The organism is Microbacterium sp. B19, assembly GCF_000333395.1.
Taxonomy (GTDB): domain Bacteria; phylum Actinomycetota; class Actinomycetes; order Actinomycetales; family Microbacteriaceae; genus Microbacterium.
Genome location: NZ_BADA01000171.1, coordinates 1 through 2785, shown reverse-complemented (window position 1 = coordinate 2785; position 2785 = coordinate 1). Strand labels below are relative to the sequence as shown.

At 73.3% G+C, this 2785-nt stretch carries 3 protein-coding genes and 1 pseudogene; all 4 read left to right on the top strand.

Going from position 1 to position 2785, the window contains the following annotated elements; genetic code table 11:
- The coding region (locus I5G_RS21095; RefSeq protein ID WP_036326784.1) for an AAA family ATPase at positions 1-322 on the top strand (322 nt) is incomplete at its 5' end.
- Between the two features lie 9 nt (positions 323-331).
- Positions 332-1903 (top strand): MoxR family ATPase, encoded by a 1572-nt coding sequence (locus I5G_RS06690; protein WP_022878368.1) that lies wholly within the window; start codon positions 332-334, stop codon positions 1901-1903.
- On the top strand, positions 1900-2550 hold the full coding sequence (locus I5G_RS06685; RefSeq protein WP_022878367.1) for a hypothetical protein: 651 nt from the start codon (positions 1900-1902) through the stop codon (positions 2548-2550). The genes I5G_RS06690 and I5G_RS06685 overlap by 4 nt, the downstream gene beginning before the upstream one ends.
- A pseudogene (locus I5G_RS21090) lies at positions 2547-2785 on the top strand (VWA domain-containing protein); the annotation flags it as partial. The gene I5G_RS06685 and the pseudogene I5G_RS21090, both read left to right, overlap by 4 nt.

Genomic DNA, 2785 nt, shown 5'->3' with positions numbered 1-2785 from the left:
GCCGGTCGCCGACCGCATTCATGCGCGCGCGGCCGCGCACCGCCCGGCCCTCTACGTGCTGACCGGCGACGAGATCCCCTTCGTGCAGGACGGCATGCGCGACGGCGAGCACATCCGCGCCGACATGCAGGAGCGCTTCCGCGCGGTGCTCGCCGCGCAGCCGGTGCCGTGGCTCGAGGTGCGGGGGTCGGTGGCGGAGAGGCTCGCCGCCGCGCTGCCCGCGGTGCGCGCGGCCGTCGCCCGCTGGACCGCGTTCGAGGCTCCCCTAGAGGGTCGGCCCCTCGCCGAGCAAGAGGCTCTCCGGCGCCGGGCCGCGGGTTAGGCTGGCGCGATGTCGGACCGCTGGCACAAGCTCTCGGAAGCCCCCACCACGCCGCATCCGGAGGACGGGGTCGCCCCGCTCACCGCGACCGACCTGTTCCGGGCCCAGGCTGACGACGCCGCGCTCCCGCTCGACGAGAAGCTGCGCCAGACCTACTACTGGATCGTCAACCGGGCCGTCATCTCGCCCTACTACGACGTCGAGTTCTCGTCCGGCCCGGCGCTGTCGTTCACGCTGGGGGATGCCGGGGCCGAGCTGACCCTGCCGAGCGAGCCGTCGTACTCGTCGAACGTGCTGCTGCCGCTGCTGACCTTCGCCGTCGGCGGCAAATGCCTCCTCATCGGCGGACCGGGACGAGGGAAGACCACCGTCGCCGTGCTCATGGGGGTGCTCGCGGGGTCGAGCCCCGACGAGGTGCGCCGCGGTGTGCAGCAGGGCCAGCCGCAGCTCACGATCAGCGACCTCGTCGGCATCCCGCTCCCGCGCGACCTCATGAGCGCCGAGCGGCTCTCGGACATCGGCATCGCGTGGCGCGAGTGGCTCACGCGGCCGGTGAAGATCGTCGACGAGTACAACCGCATCCCGACCAAGACGCAGTCGGCGCTGCTGACGATGGTCGCGGAGGGCTACGTCGAGAGCCACGACCAGATGCGCCGCACCGCACCCGCGAGCGGCGTGGAGAGCTGGTTCTTCACCGCGAACGATGACGCGGGCGGCGGCACGTTCCCCGTGATCCAGGCACTGCGCGACCGCATGGACGTCACGGTGCCGGCCGCCGGCTTCAACAGCCGCTTCTTCGACGAGCTCGTCGCTCGCGTGGAGGCGGGCGAGAAGCCCGAGGAGCACGTACCGGCGGAACTGGTGTTCCCGGCCGAGGAGCAGACCGCGATGCGCGCGGCGATCCGCGCGATCCCCGTTCCCGCCGACGTGCGGCGGCGGCTGGAGTTCTTCCTCAGCCACTTCGAGTTCGTGCAGGGCGGCGGTCGCCGGTTCGAGTACCGGACGAAGGACACCGTGACCACGGGCGGGGGTCGGGTCGCCGAGGCCATCGAGGCGAACTCGGGTGCCGACCTCATGAGCGACCCCGGGGCGCAGACGCTCAACGGCCTGTCGGTGCGCGCGCTGCAGACACTCGTCGTCTACGCCAAGGCGATCGCGTGGTTCCGCGGCCGGGAGGCGGTGTCGGTCGCCGACGTCGCGGCCGTCCTGCCCTTCGTCCTGCGCGGGAAACTCTTGCCGAACCCCACGCACCCGCGCTTTGACGTGGGTGCCGAGCGCGAGCTGAGCACCGACGTGCTGAGCTGGCTCACCGACCTGTTCGCCGAGTCGTGCCGACAGTACGACGCCCTCGGACGCGGGAGCGACGACCCGGTGGGCGCGCTCCTCGCGCAGGCGGATGCCGGACTCGACGGCGTGACCGCGCTCGAAGCCGGGCGTCGCATCACGGCCATCGAGTCGCTGCTGCGGACGATGGCGGGCACCGGCAAGCTCTACGGGCGCGACTTCGACGACCTCATGGCGCTGAAGTACCTGCACCAGCGGTACACCGCGTACGTCCGCTGGGTCGAGCGGCGGCCATGATCCGCCGCCCCGGACACCTCGCGGACCGCACGGTCCCGGTCGGAACGCCGGCGCCCGTGGACGGACTCGATCTCGACCTCGCCGCCCGGAACGTCGCCGCGGCCGGAGGCTCTGCGAACCGGTTCCGCGCCGCGTTCGGGGCGGGGCAGGCGGCGGCTGGATCCACCGCCCTCGACCCGGTGCATCTCGCGGGTATCGCCGGCTGGCGGGCGGGAGTCCTGGGGCTCCGCGAGGACGCGCTGTCGCGGATCGCCGCGGCGATGCCCGCGGCCGCGGACGCGATCGCCGCCGCCCTGGGGATGGATGCCACGGACCTCGAGCCCTTCCTCGAGCACCAGCGCCGCGACCGGTTCTGGTGGCCGGGCCGAGCCGAGCAGCGCGGGTACGTCTGCGCGGTCGGCGGCTTCGCGGGCCTCGGCGGAGCCTGGACGCAGCCCCCGACGGGCGGCCGTCCCCTCGGCACGGACGGCGCCTTCGCGGTGCGCACCGGCGAGCGGTGGTGGCGGATCGACGCCGACGTGTGGGGGTCGCGGCTGACCCCGCTCCGTGCGGTCGACGAGCCGGAGGAGGGCCTCGGGGGCCTGGCATCCCTCGTCACCTTCCCGGACTCCTACCTCGCCTGGATCCACGTGGCGGACGCGGCATGAGCGCGACGACCTCGCTCGAGGGTGTGACGCGTGAGGCGTGGGAGTCCGCGCAGGAGCTGTGGGGCGTGCACATGCACGACGCCGTCCTCGATCCGGGCGCGGGCGCGGCGCAGGGGGCGCCGGCGTGGTTCAGCTTCCCGCCGTCGATCACCGGGGACCCCGTCATGTTCACGGCCTTCGGCGGTGCCGGTGAATGGGAAAGCGTCTTCCCGCACGAGCTCGGGCCACACGTCCT